Here is a 17,548-nt window from a genome sequence, read left to right as displayed (position 1 = left end):
TTGTACATATGTATGAGCTAGGAAAGGAAGATATTCGTGTGAAGAAAAAAGAAAGCACTCCGCAAATATGCGAAGTGCTTTTAACGGATTCCAAAGAAGTTTTTCATCTTTGTAAATACCGATACCTTTTCTTGTTCGAATGCTTGTAATGGGACATTCTCACCCAACAAACGTCTTGCAATATTGCGATAAGCTAACGCTGCTTTTCCGCTCGGTTGCAACGCTACAGGTTCACCTGTATTTGTAGCACGAATAACTTCATCATCATCTTCTACAACACCAAGAAGCTCGATTGACAATGTACGTACGATTTCATCAACATCTAACATATCCTGTTCATGAAGCATATGACTACGCACACGGTTAATAACAAGTTTCGGTGGTTCAATATCCTCTTTTTCTAAAAGCCCGATAATACGATCTGCATCGCGCATTGAGGATACTTCTGGTGTCGTAACAACGATTGCTTTATCCGCACCAGCTACCGCGTTTTTAAATCCCTGCTCAATCCCCGCAGGACAATCAATTAATATGTAATCATAATCTTGACGTAATACTTGTATTAATTCATCCATTTGTTCAGGTGTTACCGCTGATTTATCACTCGTTTGGGCTGCAGGTAATAAATAAAGATCATCAAAACGTTTATCTTTAATAAGAGCCTGAGGTAAACGGCAACGCCCTTCAACGACATCAACAAGATCAAATACAATACGATTTTCCAGCCCCATTACTACGTCTAAGTTTCGAAGACCGATATCTGTGTCAATTAAGCACACTTTCTTTCCAGATAACGCCAGGGCTGTACCAATGTTCGCAGACGTTGTAGTTTTACCTACACCGCCTTTTCCAGATGTAATTACTATTGCCTCTCCCACAGCTATACAATTCCCCTTTCTAACTTTGTTAAATTAGGTCTAAGATGAGTGAGAAGTTGCAGTCGATCGACAACAATGTGATTGTTCTCATTAATATACGCACATTCTGCCGCCTCCGCTCCGTCTTCTTTCTCTTCCGGAGCCCGCATTGCCACATCACTAATTCGAAGTTGCATCGGGTTCATAACAGATGCAGCGATTACAGCATCCGAATCCCCATAATACCCAGCATGTGCAATTCCTCTTAATGATCCCACGACAAAAATATTCCCCCCAGCGATAACCGTTCCGCCTGGATTAACATCTCCAATTAACAATAAATTTCCTTTTACATGTAAAACTTGTCCAGAGCGAACAATTTTGGAAATAGGGACAATTTCTGTTTCTTCTTTCCAAGCTATTGCTTCTGCTTTCGTTATAACATCACTTTCAATCGAATCCACAACCAGATTCTTTTTATTACGAATTAACGTACGAATCTCTTCTTGTTGGACCTCTGTTAAATAACGATTTCCCACTTTCACATGCACTTCAATTAAAGAGCGCCCATCACCATCATAGTAATGTGTAGAAAGCTTTTCATCCAATTCTTTCAGCAATTCAGAGAATGAACAACAATCATCTAAATGAAGCGTTATTCCGTCTTTTGTCCCTTTTATTGTTACATTTTGTTGCTTTTTTTCTTCCACTAAAGTTCACCCCACCGATTCAATTCGACATAAAATTAGAAAATCCTTTTTTCTTTTTCTTCCATCGCTTTTGAAAGACGCACTAAATATCGTCTCAGTGGGAAACAAACTATCAATAAGAAAATTGCATTTAGCAATAAAGTAGAAAGGAGACGATCTGTGAAAAAGACATACGCCGACATATGAGTACGTCCTAACAAAGTTAAAAATCCATACACATAATACTCTAATGCTACAATGCTAGCTAGTACGATAGAAGCAACAATAAATAAATTCAATTGTAGTACCTTCATCACACTATAAACTAAATAAGCTAAAATCGGATATGCAAAAATATATATACCGACAAGTTCTGTGTATACGGTATCAAATAAGAACCCAAATAATAGTCCGTAATAAATCCCTTGGACCGGACTATAGTACACAGTAACAAAACATAACACAATGATAAAGAAATGAGGTGCTGCTATACTGTCTTTCCAAAAAACCTCTGTTGGAACAATAGTAGCAAACATATTTTCAAATAAAAAAACAAAAAGGAGCAAAAGAGGAAGAGCTGCTCTTTTTAAAATCTTCATCATCTCTTCTCTCCCTCCTATTCTAATGGCGCTGAAGGCGTTTCACGTTTAGCAACCATAATATGCTCTACGTCATTTAAATCAGCGGCAGGTTTTACATAAGCTGTTTGTGTTAGGCCGTATGCATCCGGCTGAACATCAACGATTGTTCCAATTACAAGACCTCTTGGGAAAATATCACCAAGTCCAGATGTTACTACTAATTGGTCTGCTTTTACGTTTGCATCAGAGCCAATCTTTGTGAAAAGAAGTAAGTGTTTTTCTTTGTCGTAACCTTCAATCAATCCAAAGATTTTCTCATTTCCTTGTACGATAGCAGAAACACGATTTGTTCGGCTCATAGAGCTTAATAGCTCTACTGATGATGTGAACTGAGATACACTTTTCACTCGTCCAACTAAACCTTGTGAAGTCATAACAGCCATATCTTTTTTAATTCCTTGCTGTGCCCCTTTATCAATTCCAATTAAATCGTACCATTTATCTGGATTACGAGAAACAACAGTCGCTGGAATTTCAGTATAACCGCTATTTAACTCTTTTTTACCCGTTAACTCTTGTAGTTTCCTATTATCATCTTCTAATTGTTTTACTTTTCCTGATAGGCCTGCATAATTATCTAATTTTGCTTTTAATTCTTTATTCTCTTCATACGTGCGCTTTACATCTTCTACATTTTCGAAGAATCCAGCTACGTATTTCGCTGGCTTTTGGAATACACGTTCTACAACACCGACAGTGTCTTTAACAAACTGCTCTGGCCATGTTAAACTGTTCCGTTCTTTCAATGAGATTCCAATCAATGCCACGAGAAGAATAATACTAACTAACAAAACAATTAATCTTTTGTTTAAGAAAAACTGTGGCACGTTCACACCCTCTTAATTTCATTGATTTTTATTTTGCAATATTATCGAGCAGCAGTTTTGAAAAGATCGATATTGTCTAATGCTTTACCCGTTCCAATTGCTACGCAATCTAATGGGTCTTCTGCAACAAGAACCGGCATATTTGTTTCTTCACTAATAACTTTATCTAAGTTACGTAGCAATGCCCCGCCACCTGTTAATACGATACCGCGGTCCATAATATCTGCCGCTAATTCAGGTGGAGTTTTCTCTAACGTATTTTTAACTGATTCTACAATCGCATCTACTGTATCTTTTAATGCATCTGCAATTTCTTCAGGTTGAATTAGTACTGTTTTTGGTAAACCACTTACTAAATCACGACCGCGAATTTCCATAGGCTCGATACCTTCTGGCTCGCCTGCAGAACCGATTTCTAATTTTAATGCTTCAGCTGTTCTTTCACCAATCATTAAGTTGTAGCTTTTCTTAATGTACTGAATGATTGAATCATCCATATCATCACCAGCAACACGAACTGATTGACTTGTTACAATACCACCTAAAGAAATGATCGCAACTTCTGTTGTACCGCCACCGATATCAACAACCATGCTACCAGTTGGTTCCCAAACAGGTAAGTTCGCACCGATTGCTGCTGCAAATGGTTCTTCGATTGGATAAGCATCACGAGCACCCGCTTGACGAGTCGCATCGATTACTGCACGTCTTTCTACAGCTGTAATACCAGAAGGTACACATACCATTACGTATGGTTTACGTGAGAAGAATCCATTTGATTTTTGAGCTTGTTGAATGTAATATTTCATCATTGTTGCTGTTGTTTCGTAATCAGCAATTACACCGTCTTTCATCGGGCGAAGTGCCACAACGTTTCCTGGTGTACGACCAATCATTTGTTTCGCATCGCTACCTACAGCAACGATTTGTTTCGTATCAGTTTGTAACGCTACTACTGAAGGTTCACGTAACACTACACCTTTTCCTTTTACGTATACAAGCGTGTTCGCAGTTCCTAAGTCTATTCCAAGATCGCGAGTAAAGCCACCAAATCCAAACATATTATTTATCTTCCTTTCTTGTTTTCACGGACTCATTTTTTCTTACTTTATATTATAAAAACAGTACGTTTTTTATATCTTTATCCTTTTTGTAGATAATTTTCTACAAAAAACTCATAAATCACATTATAAAACAAAATAAGTAAAAAGCATAGTCTTAAATATGACCTTTTTCCTTTAAACTCACGAATTTATGGTCACCTATTATAATATGATCAAGCACTTCAATTCCGATAATCCGGCCGCATTCTACTAAGCGCTTTGTTACTTCAATATCTTCTCGGCTCGGCGTGGGATCTCCTGAGGGATGGTTATGGAGACATATGATAGAGGCTGCAGCTCGGCGAAATGCTTCTTTAAAAACTTCTCGCGGGTGTACAATTGACGTATTTAAACTTCCAATAAAAATCGTTTGTCTATGTATAACTTGATTTTTTGTGTTCAAATATAAACATACAAAATGCTCCTGCTGAAGGAACCGCATTTCTTCCATCATATATCTTGCACAATCTTCCGGACTTCGTATGCTATATCTATTTTGATATTCTAAACGTACCATTCTTCTACCTAGTTCAAAAGCAGCCATGAGCTGTGATGCCTTCGCAATCCCAACACCATGTATACTAACTAACTCTTCTAACGTTGCGTCTTTCAACATACGTAAACCATCAAAGTGATGCAAAATTTTATCTGATAACTTTAAAACTGTTTCTTCTTTAGAACCTGTTCTGAGTAATACTGCAAGAAGCTCTCGGTTTGATAAACTCCCAGCTCCTTCTAACAATAAACGCTCCCGTGGCTGTTCTTCCCTTACAACATCACGAATACCGTTCATCTCCCCACCCCTTTATTTGTTCTCTCAAAGAAAATCCCATGCACTTTTACGCATGGGCTATATCAGTATCAAATTGTTTTAATTCCCGAACGAGACGTGCAATTGGTAGGCCGACTACACTATAGTAATCCCCTTGAATATGTTGAACGAAAATAGAACCTTTTCCTTGAATCCCATAGCTTCCTGCTTTATCAAGAGGTTCCTTCGATGCAACGTATGCGTCAATTTCCGCTTCTGTTAATTCCCAAAACGTAACTTCTGTACGCTCATAAAAAGTGACTGTTTTGTCTTTTGCTATAATTGCAACACCAGTATATACTTCATGTGTTTTCCCTGATAATAATTGCAACATTTCTTTCGCCTCAGCCTCATTAGATGGCTTTCCAAGAATACGCGACTCATATGTAACAATTGTGTCTGCACCTAACACAATATGATCACTATTATTTTCTGCTACCACGGATGCTTTTTGCAGAGCAAGGGACATCACAATATCCGCAGGTGATGAATACGCACCTATCGTTTCTTCTACTTCACTTACTATAATTTCAAATGGCACACCTGCTAATTCAAGCAATTCCTTCCTGCGAGGTGATCCTGAAGCTAAAATAATTTTTCTCATATTTTCTCCTCCCTTTCTCACATGAAGCAGAATAATTTACAACAATCCTATCAAAGAAATAGTTTGTCCACAAATGAAAGAAATATTATTTTCTCTAAACAAAATAATACTTCTTTACTAAAATACGATTATATTCCTGCCATAGAGAAAGTACTTTGTTCTAGATTCAAAAGAAAAGAAAGAAGTACCTATACTTCTTCCTTCGTCATTTCATTATCCTATTATTTTACCTTTTGTGAAACAATTTTTTCGTACGAAAGTATACCATCAATAATAACTTGATTTAATTTCACCAAAGATTCCTTATCACCTTTTTCGTCTTTCACTGTTTGCACAGCAACTGACGTATACATATACAATTTCTTTGCTTCTTCCTGCTTCATACTTTTCCCTTCTTTTTCAATCGCTTTCCATTCTTTTTCAATCGCTTTCCACTCTTTTTCAATCGCATCTATATCTTTTGCATTACTTTTTCCACTGGCTTGTACGCTAGAAGCATATTTTGCTAAATGAGTATATAATGGCTGTACTTGTGTTAAAAATACCCCAACTTCTTTATCGTCTTTTAGTAACACTTTATCTGTTATTTCCCAGCTCTTTTTCAATACGGAGACATTCTCATTTTTATACTGCGTCATTAATTGATTTATGCCTTGTTCATCGCTAGCAATACCAACAACTAACGCATACTTATCACCGCTCGGTTTTAAAGCTGCTACGCCTCCATTACCTTTCCACTCTTCAAGAGCAGCCTGTCCCTTTTCCTCGGAAGAATAAATTCCTCCTTGAACAAAAAATAATTTCATTGGATCTAATGACGTTCCTGTCTGCGCTTTTTGTTTCTCCTCTTTTGGTGCCGGTTTTTGTCCTGCCGTTCCCCCGACCTTTGATTCTTCATTTCGCATCTGCTTCGAAGCTGTTACTTCACTTCCCCCTGTTGCACCTTGCCCTTTAAGTAACTGTAGCATTCCCATCCCAAACGCCGTCCCAATAATAATCGCAGTTGCAACGATTGCAATTAACGTATTGCTCCACTTCTTTCGTTTTTTTTCCTTAGATACTAATTTCGCTTTTTGAAACGGAACAACGTTTTTCGGTCTTTCACTTTCTACTACCATCCATTCAAATTCATCTTTCTTCTCCTCATACTTTGCTTCTGTTCCATTCACTTTCACTGAGATCGTTCGTGATTGCTTGTCCATACACTCACACCTCACCTCTTATCGTTGTCCGCATCATATCATATTCATTTCACAAAAAAACGAGATATTTGTCAGAGGAATTCGCCAAATAACCCTATATATTTATCTTATATGTATGCATTTGACTCCATTTGTAGAACAAAAAAACCAGATAGCAAAGACTATCTAGTTTTTCTCGCGAATATATTTTCGAACTTCCGAAATGAAATAAAGAGAACCTGTTATGATAAAAACATCATTTTCTCCAATCATTTCAACCTTCTTATCAATTGCCTCTTTCCAATTTTCAAAAACTAATTTTGACTCTTTCTTTGCATACGATGCAAGCTTGTCAGCAGAAATAGCACGATCAAAGGCGAATGTTGTAAAAATAATTTCATCCGCAATGGTTTCTAATTGCCCTACCATATTATGCAATTGCTTATCACCAAGGGCAGTAAATAAAACTATTACATTTTTATCTTTATAATGTGATTCTACCGTTTTCACAAGGCTTTCAATACCTTCTGGATTATGAGCACCATCTATAATAATATCTGGATTACTTTGCAATTGTTCAAAGCGCCCAATCCAATACGCTTCCTGTAATCCCGTTCTTATTTCTTCTTCCTCAATTAAAAATGATAAGTATGTTTTTACATACATGACTGCCATCAATGCAAGTGCTGCGTTTCCTACTTGGTGACTGCCTTTCATTGAGATTCGCACATCTTCAAAAGAGGCGAAAGGACAAGAGAAATCGAACTGTTCTCCATCTTCGCTAGACTGTTTATGTAACACAGTAAAATGGTTGCCCATCTCGTATAAGTTTGCATGTTTTTCCTTTGCAACCTTTTGAATGACTTGCAATGCTTCCTCATCTTTCACACCAGTAATAACCGGAACACCTGACTTAATAATACCAGCCTTTTCATATGCAATTTCTCCTAGTGTATTACCTAAAATATGCATATGATCGTGACCAATATTTGTAATAATCGTGAGAACAGGGTGAATCACATTCGTAGAATCAAAGCGCCCTCCAAGCCCTGTTTCAAATAAAACAACATCACAGAAATTGACTTTACCGAAATAACAAATTGCCATAACAGTAATAATTTCAAACTCAGTCGCTTCCCCTAAATCCGTCTCATCTAGTTTTTCAACGACGGGCTTTACCATCTTTACAAGTTCAGTAATCTCTTCATCTGCAATTGGTGTTCCGTTTACACTAATACGTTCGTTAAATGTTTCAATATAAGGAGAGGTAAATGTCCCTACCTTATATTTTGCGTCTTCTAACATGTAGCGCATATATGTTAACGTTGAACCTTTTCCATTTGTACCAGCAAGATGAACACATTTTATATGACGCTCTGGATTTCCAAGCTCTTCTAGCATCCATCTCATTCTTTCTAATCCTGGTTTAATACCAAACTTCAACCGACTATGAATCCAGCCTATCGCTTCTTCGTATGTATGTATCACGTATGCTTTCCCCTTTCAAAAGACAACCTTCATCATTCTATTATACGCAAAGAAAAGAGACTCACCAATATAGTGAGTCTCTAAAAAACATTTTTATTTCTCAAGATCTGCTAGACGTTGGCGAACTGCTTCGCGTTTTTCTAGGTAATCTTGCTCTTTCGCACGCTCTCCTTCAATAACTGCTGCAGGAGCTTTCGCTACGAAACCTTGGTTTGAAAGTTTCTTCTGTACACGTTCTACCTCTTTATCGAACTTCTCAAGTTCTTTCTCAAGACGCGCTCTCTCTTCATCAAGATTGATAAGATCAGCTAACGGTAAGAATAACTCTGCACCTGTTACGATTGCAGTCATCGCTTTTTCTGGCGCTTGTAAATCCGTTTGAATTGTTAATTCGCTTGGGTTACAGAAACGCTCAATGTAAGAGCTGTTTTTCGTAAGTTGAGCAAGTACAGCCTCATCTTTTGCTTTAATTTGCATTTGAACTTTTTTGCTCATTGGCGTATTAACTTCTGCACGGATGTTACGAACAGAGCGAATGATATCAACTAGAAGGTGCATTTCTGCTGCAGCTTCTGTATCTTGTAAATCTTCGCGAACTGTTGGCCACGCTGCTACTGTAATAGATTCGCCTTCATGCGGTAAATGTTGCCAAATCTTCTCTGTTACGAATGGCATGAATGGGTGTAATAGACGCATTGTTTGGTCTAATACGTAAGCTAAAATAGAACGAGTTGTTTTCTTAGCCGCTTCATCTTCACCGTATAGAGGAAGTTTCGCCATTTCAATGTACCAGTCACAGAAATCGTCCCAAATGAAGTTGTATAATGAACGACCAGCTTCACCAAACTCATATTTATCCATATTACGTGTTACGCTTTCGATCGTTTCGTTTAAGCGAGTTAAAATCCACTTATCCGCAACCGATTTTTCACCAGTTAAATCGATTTCTTCATACTTCATATCATCCATGTTCATTAATACGAAACGTGATGCATTCCAAATTTTATTAATGAAGTTCCAAGTAGATTCTACTTTTTCCATGCTGAAACGTAAATCTTGACCTGGTGCACTTCCTGTTGATAAGAAGAAACGCATTGCATCTGCACCATACTTCTCGATAACGTCCATTGGATCAATACCGTTACCAAGAGATTTACTCATTTTACGTCCTTGCTCATCACGAACTAAACCATGAATTAATACATCTTTAAATGGACGCTCGCCTGTAAACTCTAAACCTTGGAAAATCATACGAGATACCCAGAAGAAGATGATGTCATAACCAGTTACTAGTGCATCTGTTGAATAGTAACGTTTGAAGTCTGCTGCATCTTCATTTGGCCAACCAAGTGTTGAGAATGGCCATAACGCTGAACTGAACCATGTATCAAGTACGTCGTTATCTTGATTCCAGTTTTCAATATCTGCTGGCGCTTCTGTACCTACGTATACTTCACCAGTTTCTTTATGATACCAAGCTGGAATGCGGTGTCCCCACCATAACTGACGAGAAATACACCAGTCATGAATGTTTTCCATCCAGCGTAAGTATGTGTTTTCGAAACGCTCTGGTACGAACGTTACTTTCTCTTCTTCTTTTTGTTGAAGCGCTACTGCTTTTTCAGCAAGTGGAGCCATTTTTACGAACCATTGTGTTGATAAGTACGGCTCAACAACTGCACCACTACGCTCACTATGACCTACAGAATGCATATGAGGCTCGATTTCTACTAATACGCCTGCTTCTTGTAAATCTTTCACTAACGCTTTACGACACTCGAAACGATCCATGCCGTTATACTTACCAGCTTTTTCATTCATCGATCCATCTTCGTTCATTACTAAAATACGTGGTAAGTCATGACGGTTACCTACTTCAAAATCATTCGGGTCATGAGCTGGTGTAATTTTTACAACGCCTGTTCCGAAGTCTTTTTCTACATACTCATCAGCAATAATTGGAATCTCACGACCTACGATTGGAAGTATAACTGTTTTTCCGATTAAATGTTTGTAACGATCGTCTTCTGGATGAACCGCTACTGCTGTATCACCAAGCATCGTTTCTGGACGAGTTGTTGCAAGACGAATGTGTCCAGAGCCATCTGTTAACGGATAGTTCATATGGTAGAATGCACCTTGAACTTCTTTATGAATTACTTCGATATCAGAAAGAGCTGTGCGTGTTGCTGGATCCCAGTTGATAATATATTCACCACGGTAAATTAAGCCTTTTTCGTATAATTGAACGAATACTTTATTAACCGCATCAGATAAACCTTTGTCTAACGTAAAGCGTTCACGAGAGTAGTCTAGTCCTAAACCAACTTTCCCCCATTGTTGACGAATGTGAGAAGCGTATTCTTCTTTCCATTCCCAAGCTTTTTCAAGGAATTTCTCACGGCCAAGATCGTAACGTGAAATGCCTTCTTCACGAAGTTTCCCTTCTACTTTCGCTTGTGTTGCGATCCCCGCATGGTCCATTCCTGGAAGCCATAATACATCGTAACCTTGCATACGCTTCGTACGAGTTAAAATATCTTGAAGAGTTGTATCCCAAGCATGACCTAAGTGTAACTTACCAGTTACGTTTGGAGGTGGAATTACAATTGTATACGGTTGTTTCTTCTCATCTCCTGTTGCTTCAAAATATTTGCCTTCTAGCCACCACTGATAAAGGCCTTCTTCAACGGACATATGATCATATTTAGTTGGTAAATTCTTTTCCGTGTTTGACATTATTTTCCCTCCTTGAAATAAAAAATGTCCCTCATCCAAAAAAGGACGAGGGACATCGCGGTACCACCTTTATTTACAAACAAATCCAGGAATTTGCTTATACTCTTAATTTGATAACGGACAAATCCGTCTTTTCCTAATGAGAACTATTCCGTTCAGAAAAGATGCTCCAGGGCTACCTTCTAACATAACTATCTAGAGAATCTCCCAGCTAATGATTCTCCTCTCTGAAGACGTTTCTTGTTATACTCTTCCCCTTCAAGGCATTTATATGATTGTTAATTATTATATACAATAGTGTAAAAAACGAAACCTTATTCGTCAAGATAAATTTAATACTACAGCTTTTCGGACCAAAAAAAGAAGATAAGTAGCACCCTCTACTTATCTTCTTTATCCGTTCCCTTGCTGGGCAGCTTGTAATTGCGAAAGGAAATATTCTATATTGCTAACGAGCCAATGCGATTGTTGTAAACTCTTTACTCCGCGAATTTCATTTTCCTCATTACGACGCTCTCTTCTTTTCTTATAAGACTGGATTTGCCGAATAAATTGCGATGGATACGTCATATACGCAAACATGAGTAGTTGCTCTTCTTTCGTAAAAGGGAAATTTTTTTGGTACATTTGATACCATTCAAACCGATCACTTCGCGCAATTGGATATGTGTTTAAAGACCGAGAATAAAACCCTACAATATCTTGCACAGGTGTTGCAAACTTTGATTTTTCTAAACTAATAAAATAGCCATTACGCTCATAGTCGAATAAAAAATGATTAAGTGATACATTACCATGTACAAACGTAATACGTGTTGTCTCTTTTTCTTTCATCGCATCGTTCCACTCATTTAATTGCTTCGTTGCAAACTCACGCGCCCTCATTACATGATGATAGTACGTACAATATTGTAATTCAAACGGAGACATATACCACTTTGCTTCAGATTCTACGAGGAACTCTTCCAACATTTCACCATCATTCTCCCAGCGATCAGATATATTCGTATAATGCTTTTCTAAATCTTCTTCTGTATACGTCTCTTCTTTTACCGTCTTTTGATGCAATGTCCCGAGAGTTTGAAACATTTTATGGTATTGATCATTATCCTCGCCGTTCCCTTCCGCACGTTCTAACCACGGCATTAAATAATAATTATACGTACCGTCACTTAAAATATAATTTCCATCCGTCGCATGGTATATAGGTACATAATTTGAAAAACCTTTCTCCTTCAAATATTGAATATGATGCAGAAAGTTATTCCGCTCTAACTTTCTGCCTTCTATTTTCTTGAGCGCATATGGACCTTGATTTGTGTGAATTTTCGTTACGCTTCCGTGCTCTTCCATATGCTGCGTATCCAATCTATATTGCCTTACAATGGGTTCATAGCGATTTCGTAATTCCATATCCATACGAATAACCCTTTCTATTCAAAACATAGCCTTTAGGAAAATAAGTGAGTGAAAAACACTCACTTATTTCGCTTTTGCTCTTGAAACGGGAATATAAATAATTTGTCCTGCCGTTAAATATATATCTTCTGTTTGATTGACACGATATAAGTTTTGTACAGACGTTTCATAACGATCTGCAACAGATTCGATTGTATCTCCTTCTTGCACGAAATACATTCTTAACTTTGTAAATTCTTCTTCTGGTTCTTTCGTAAATATTTTCGTTAAATACAGCGCATTTTCATCTCGCTGTGAGTAGGCTTCTTCTTCTTGCTCTTCTTGCTTTTTCTTTTTCTCTTTCTCTTTCTTGAAATCTTTTCGTCCGAACAATTCAAATTGCGGCGTTGTTTCTTTTTCTTCTTCACGCTCTACAAATTCATGTTCTTCTATTTCCTCTTCCTCTACTTCCTGCTCTTTTCTTTCTTCTAGTTGGAACGGTTCAAATGCGTAATCTTCCCACTCATCCGATTCCTTATAAGCTGGTTCTTCTACGTGCGGCGTTGGTCTAGTTTCATACTCTTGCGCTGCATCATCCTCTAACTCAGCATACGCCGTTTCTTCCTCTTCATCCTCAATTCTTTCTTCATCACATAAACCTGTAATAGATATATCCGCTAATAATTGTAAGCAACCATTTTCCTTTAATTCATAATCAAATTCTTCGATAGATACATATAGTTCTTCAATTACTTTCACACGGTTTCTCGGAATTGATATTTCAAGCGGAAAGGAATGAACAAGTTCATTAACCCCATCTTCTCTTGTTTCTACATAATCAATTGACTTCGCTGGTGATAGATCTCTTAATGAATAAGCCGAATCATCTTGCCTTGCAACATACTCTCCCGTTAAATCTAATTGCCCTCTCACGATAACTTCATGATCAAGCTCTTCTATCTCAACGTCTGGATCTAACGAAATTGACAAAAGTTCTTCGACTTCCTGTCCTTTTTGGAACCAAACAGATTCTTTTAATGAAAAACGTAATGAATGATCTGTTGCCACTTCTTTTCCCCCTCCCAAACTATATGTCATTACAGATTTATGTGCGGAAAGCTGACTTTATGAATAAAAAAAATCGCTCCCCTTATGGAGAGCGATTTTCGTTATTCGATTAAGCTTTTAATTTTGACATGGCAATCTCAGCCGCTGCAATTGTCGCTTCAATATCTGCATCACTATGTGCTGTCGATAAGAATAAGCCTTCAAATTGAGATGGCGGCAAGAATACACCTTGCTCTACCATTTCACGATAGTAAGCTGCAAAGAATTCTAAGTTTGAAGATTTTGCTGCATCGTAATTAATAACTTGTTCATCTGTAAAGAAGATACCAATCATAGAACCCGCACGGTTAATATGATGCGGAATACCATGTTTTTCAGCCGCTTTACGTAAGCCAGCTTCTAACATTTCAGCTTTACGCTCGAATTCTACATATGATTCTGGCGTTAACTGTACTAATGTTTCATAACCTGCTGCCATTGCAAGTGGGTTACCTGATAAAGTACCTGCTTGGTAAATCGGTCCGCTCGGTGCAACTTGTCGCATAATTTCTGCTTTACCACCGTATGCTCCTACTGGTAAGCCACCACCGATTACTTTACCTAAACAAGTTAAATCAGGTGTTACACCGTAATAACCTTGTCCACAATTATAAGCAACTCGGAATCCTGTCATGACTTCATCAAAAATAAGTAATGCGCCGTTTTGCTCTGTTACTTCACGAAGACCTTCTAAAAATCCTGGTTGCGGAGGAACAACACCCATATTCCCTGCTACTGGTTCTACGATGACACAAGCAATATCATCACCGAATTGTTCGAAAGCGTATTTCACACTTTCTAAATCGTTATACGCTACTGTAATCGTATTTTTCGCTACACCTTCTGGTACACCAGGGCTATCTGGTAAACCTAGCGTCGCCACACCAGAACCCGCTTTAATTAATAACGAATCACCATGACCGTGGTAACAACCGATGAATTTCAAAATTTTGTTACGACCTGTATAACCACGCGCTAAACGTAGCGCACTCATTGTCGCTTCTGTTCCAGAGTTAACCATACGTACAATCTCAATTGATGGTACGCGCTCAATAACAAGTTTCGCTAATTTATTCTCAATTTCCGTTGGAGCACCGAAGCTTGTTCCTCTTTCAGCAACAGATTTTAAAGCTTCAACAACACGATCATTCGCATGACCATGAATTAAAGGTCCCCATGATAATACGTAATCGATGTATTCATTTCCATCGATATCATATACTTTAGAGCCTTTTCCACGCTCCATAAACAACGGATTCATACCAACAGACTTAAAGGCACGAACTGGGCTATTTACGCCACCAGGCATTAAATCTTGCGCCTCTTCAAACGCCGCAATCGACTTATCAAACTTTTTCATTATTTAGCGCCTCCTTCTTGTAACCATCTTGCTGCATCTTTCGCATGATACGTAATAATTAAATCTGCTCCTGCACGTTTCATGCTAATTAATTTTTCAAGTACAACTTCTTTTTCATTAATCCAACCATTTTGCGCTGCCGCTTTAATCATCGAATATTCACCACTTACGTTATAAGCAACGACTGGTAAATTAAAGTTATTTTTCACATCACGAACAATATCTAAGTAAGAAAGAGCTGGCTTTACAATTAAGAAATCTGCCCCTTCCATTACATCTGATTCTGCTTCACGGAATGCTTCCATACGGTTCGCTGGATCCATTTGATATGTTTTACGATCACCAAATTGTGGTGCACCGTGCGCCGCATCGCGGAACGGCCCGTAAAATGCTGATGAATATTTCACAGCGTACGACATAACTGGTACATGTCCAAAGCCATTTTCATCTAATGCGTGGCGAATTGCTGTTACAAATCCGTCCATCATGTTTGATGGCGCAATAATGTCTGCTCCCGCTTTCGCTTGGCTGACAGCTGTTTTCGCAAGAACTGCAAGAGACTCGTCATTTAAAATAATACCATCTTCAATTACACCGCAATGACCATGGCTTGTGAATTGACATAAACAAGTATCTGCAACTACTACTAGCTCAGGAAATTCACCTTTAATTTGCTGAATTGCACGTTGCACAATTCCATGATCACAATATGCTGATGATCCAACTTCATCTTTTTCAGCAGGTAAACCAAATACAATAACAGAACGGATACCTAAATCAACAACCTCTTGCATTTCAGCTTGCAATAAATCTAAAGACATTTGATATACGCCTGGCATAGAAGGCACTTCATTACGAACGTTTTCTCCTTCTAATACAAAAATAGGGTAAATAAAATCTTCCGTATGTAAAAACGTTTCACGCACAAGCGCACGCATATTACCACTTTGTCTTAAGCGACGATGACGATTAAATTGTAAAGAGTTCATAAATTTCTATCCCCATTCTTTTATTTTATCCCGCTATTTGCGGGCAGTAAGACCCTACTAATTAAAGTTTCACTTTATAGATTCACAAATACATTGTAGCAATGCTTCTACAGTGTACTCTTTCGGCATAATAATATGCGGAAAATAAAGGCTCGCCTCTTTTTCCGTAATAGGCCCTATACAAGCAATTGTACATTTTTTTGTCCATTCTCTCCAGTTTGTACCCTCAAGTAAACGAACAAAACTAGTAACAGTTGAAGGGCTCGTAAATGTAATAACGTCTACTTTCCCTACTTCTAACGCTTCTATCAACTCTTGTTTTTTCTCTACATTTTCTTTCGTACCATATACGATTAGCTCATCTAGAGAAACACCAATTTCGCGAAGCGCAACTGGAATTACATCTCTTGCTAAATTCCCTTTCGGAAATAAAATGCATTCTTTTCCACTTAGTTTTTTTACAAACTCTTCTGCAAATACTTCTGCCACAAATGAGGTTGGAACGAAGTCCACTTTATAGCCCCGTTTTTCTAACTCTAACCTTGTCTTCACGCCTACTGCAGCAATTTTAGTCGTTACGGGCATCTTCTTTCTCAAACTATCTAGAAAAAAAGCTACCCCATTTTTGCTCGTAAAAATAACCCAGTCATACGAATGCAGCTGCCCTGCTATATGGTGAATTTGCCTATGAGACATACCTTCCATACGCAAAAGCGGAATTTCCAATGGAATTCCGCTCTTTTCTTTCACCGCTACACTCATTTGTTTTGCTTGATGCTGGGCACGTGTAATCAATACCGTTTTGCCAGCGAGAGCGTTCATATTTATTGTTGCCCCTTATTTGCAGCAAGAATGAGTTCTTTTGCGCCTTGTTTAATTAAACGGTCCGCAGCCTCTAATCCTACTTCCTTTGGATCAGTTCCTACTACTGTCTCTTTCAATAAAACAGAACCGTCCATAGACCCGACAAGAGCTGTTAATTCGATTGCATCATTTTCTGTAAGAGTTGCATATCCAGCGATTGGAACTTGGCATCCACCTTCAAGTTTATGAAGAAATACTCGTTCTGCTGCCACTGCTCTTTCTGTTACTGCATCATTTATATGCGCTAACAACTGTAGTAAATCCGTATCATCTTCACGGCACTCAATCGCTAATGCACCTTGTCCTACAGCAGGTACACATAACGTCTCATCTAAATGTTCTGTAATAACTTCATCATCCCAGCCCATTCTTTGTAATCCAGCTGTTGCTAAAATGATTGCATCGTAATCTTCTTCTTTTAATTTACGTAAACGTGTATCGATATTTCCGCGAATCCACTTCACTTGTAAATCTGGTCTCGCAGCGAGTAGCTGTGCACTACGTCTTAAACTACTCGTACCTAAAATAGCACCTTCTGCTAACTCTTTAAACGATGCACCGTTTTTTGAGATAAAAGCATCACGAGGGTCAACACGCTTCGGTGTACAACCGATCATTAATCCTTCTGGAAGTACGGCCGGCATATCTTTCATACTATGTACAGCCATATCAATTTCTTTTGTAAGTAGCGCATGTTCAATCTCTTTCACAAACAAGCCTTTTCCGCCTACTTTTGAAAGAGTAACATCTAAAATAACATCGCCTTTTGTGACGATTTCTTTCACTTCAAATTCATATGGTAAACCTAGCGCTTTTAACTGATCAATAAACCAGTTTGTTTGCGTTAATGCTAATTTACTCTTTCGTGACCCTACAATAATTTTGCGCAT

16 protein-coding genes and 1 other annotated feature are annotated in these 17,548 nt (G+C 38.1%); all 16 genes read right to left on the bottom strand.

Features of this window, described 5'->3' with window-relative positions; genetic code table 11:
* Positions 1-80: 80 nt before the first annotated feature.
* The 16 genes from minD to hemC all read right to left on the bottom strand — a co-directional run bounded on the left by minD (position 81) and on the right by hemC (position 17,548).
* Positions 81-878 carry a septum site-determining protein MinD gene (minD, locus tag DN390_RS04550; protein ID WP_000503310.1) on the bottom strand — a complete coding sequence of 266 codons (798 nt, stop codon included), beginning with the start codon at positions 876-878 and terminating at the stop codon, positions 81-83.
* A gap of 2 nt (positions 879-880) precedes the next feature.
* Positions 881-1,567 (bottom strand): septum site-determining protein MinC, encoded by a 687-nt coding sequence (gene minC, locus DN390_RS04545; RefSeq protein WP_060632403.1) that lies wholly within the window; start codon positions 1,565-1,567, stop codon positions 881-883.
* A 35-nt stretch (positions 1,568-1,602) separates the two neighbouring features.
* The gene (mreD, locus tag DN390_RS04540) at positions 1,603-2,148 is read right to left on the bottom strand and encodes a rod shape-determining protein MreD (protein WP_060632404.1); all 546 of its coding nucleotides are present in this window, start codon (positions 2,146-2,148) and stop codon (positions 1,603-1,605) included.
* Between the two features lie 14 nt (positions 2,149-2,162).
* Entirely contained in the window at positions 2,163-3,014 is an 852-nt protein-coding gene (gene mreC, locus DN390_RS04535) for a rod shape-determining protein MreC (RefSeq protein ID WP_147806703.1), read from the bottom strand.
* A gap of 41 nt (positions 3,015-3,055) precedes the next feature.
* Complete coding sequence (gene mreB / locus DN390_RS04530) at positions 3,056-4,075, bottom strand: cell shape-determining protein MreB (RefSeq protein WP_000466737.1); 1,020 nt, start codon at positions 4,073-4,075, stop codon at positions 3,056-3,058.
* A gap of 157 nt (positions 4,076-4,232) precedes the next feature.
* Positions 4,233-4,910, bottom strand: a complete 678-nt coding sequence (radC, locus tag DN390_RS04525; protein ID WP_060632406.1) for a DNA repair protein RadC — start codon at positions 4,908-4,910, stop codon at positions 4,233-4,235.
* Positions 4,911-4,956: 46 nt separating this feature from the next.
* Complete coding sequence (locus tag DN390_RS04520) at positions 4,957-5,532, bottom strand: Maf family protein (RefSeq protein ID WP_060632407.1); 576 nt, start codon at positions 5,530-5,532, stop codon at positions 4,957-4,959.
* 221 nt (positions 5,533-5,753) lie between these two features.
* Complete coding sequence (locus DN390_RS04510) at positions 5,754-6,734, bottom strand: stage II sporulation protein B (RefSeq protein WP_147806702.1); 981 nt, start codon at positions 6,732-6,734, stop codon at positions 5,754-5,756.
* 165 nt (positions 6,735-6,899) lie between these two features.
* Complete coding sequence (locus DN390_RS04505) at positions 6,900-8,201, bottom strand: bifunctional folylpolyglutamate synthase/dihydrofolate synthase (RefSeq protein ID WP_060632409.1); 1,302 nt, start codon at positions 8,199-8,201, stop codon at positions 6,900-6,902.
* Positions 8,202-8,294: 93 nt separating this feature from the next.
* Positions 8,295-10,940: a valine--tRNA ligase gene (locus tag DN390_RS04500; protein ID WP_147806701.1), complete on the bottom strand. Its 2,646-nt coding sequence runs from the start codon at positions 10,938-10,940 to the stop codon at positions 8,295-8,297.
* Between the two features lie 38 nt (positions 10,941-10,978).
* Positions 10,979-11,211 (bottom strand) — a binding site (T-box leader).
* A gap of 122 nt (positions 11,212-11,333) precedes the next feature.
* Positions 11,334-12,359 (bottom strand): spore coat protein YsxE, encoded by a 1,026-nt coding sequence (gene ysxE, locus DN390_RS04495; protein WP_147806700.1) that lies wholly within the window; start codon positions 12,357-12,359, stop codon positions 11,334-11,336.
* Between the two features lie 63 nt (positions 12,360-12,422).
* Entirely contained in the window at positions 12,423-13,406 is a 984-nt protein-coding gene (spoVID, locus tag DN390_RS04490; RefSeq protein ID WP_147806699.1) for a stage VI sporulation protein D, read from the bottom strand.
* A 109-nt stretch (positions 13,407-13,515) separates the two neighbouring features.
* Positions 13,516-14,805, bottom strand: coding sequence for a glutamate-1-semialdehyde 2,1-aminomutase (gene hemL, locus DN390_RS04485; protein ID WP_088022430.1), 1,290 nt, complete (start codon positions 14,803-14,805; stop codon positions 13,516-13,518).
* A complete protein-coding gene (hemB, locus tag DN390_RS04480; RefSeq protein WP_001087079.1) occupies positions 14,805-15,794 on the bottom strand; it encodes a porphobilinogen synthase in 990 nt (329 codons plus the stop codon). The genes hemL and hemB overlap by 1 nt, the downstream gene beginning before the upstream one ends.
* Positions 15,795-15,863: 69 nt before the next feature.
* Complete coding sequence (hemD, locus tag DN390_RS04475) at positions 15,864-16,616, bottom strand: uroporphyrinogen-III synthase (protein WP_147806698.1); 753 nt, start codon at positions 16,614-16,616, stop codon at positions 15,864-15,866.
* Between the two features lie 2 nt (positions 16,617-16,618).
* Positions 16,619-17,548 (bottom strand): hydroxymethylbilane synthase, encoded by a 930-nt coding sequence (gene hemC / locus DN390_RS04470; protein WP_060632415.1) that lies wholly within the window; start codon positions 17,546-17,548, stop codon positions 16,619-16,621.

It is taken from the genome of Bacillus sp. SH7-1 (assembly GCF_008042405.1).
Lineage (GTDB): Bacteria > Bacillota > Bacilli > Bacillales > Bacillaceae_G > Bacillus_A > Bacillus_A thuringiensis_N.
Note: the sequence above shows the minus strand (reverse complement) of the source record. Positions and strands in the feature narration are given on the sequence as shown.